A 330-nucleotide genomic window follows, 5' to 3' on the forward strand; every position below is an offset into this window, starting at 1 on the left:
TCCGGCTGCGCTCACAGAGGACGCGCTGCAATCTTACGCCGCCACCGCGGACGCCAAGGGCCTGCAGTTCTTCTCCACCATTGCCACTGATGTGCCGGTGTATGCCCATGGCGACGCCTTGCGTATCAAGCAGGTGCTGAACAACCTGATCAGCAACGCCATCAAGTTCACCGAGGCGGGCTGGGTGCGGATCGACCTGACGGTGGTCGGCGGCGGCGACGGCCTGTCGGTGCTGGAGTGGCGCATCGCCGACACCGGCCTGGGGATATCCGCTGACCAGCAGCCGTTGCTATTCCAGCCGTTCTACCAGGCGTATGGGCCAGGCCATTC

1 protein-coding gene is annotated in these 330 nt (G+C 64.5%); it reads left to right on the plus strand.

Annotated features, from left to right (window positions below):
* The coding region (locus SB751_RS28970; RefSeq protein WP_410748905.1) for an ATP-binding protein at positions 1 to 330 on the plus strand (330 nt) is incomplete at both ends.

Origin of the sequence: Cupriavidus sp. SIMBA_020, from assembly GCF_046535395.1 — a bacterium.
GTDB classification, from domain to species: domain Bacteria; phylum Pseudomonadota; class Gammaproteobacteria; order Burkholderiales; family Burkholderiaceae; genus Cupriavidus; species Cupriavidus campinensis.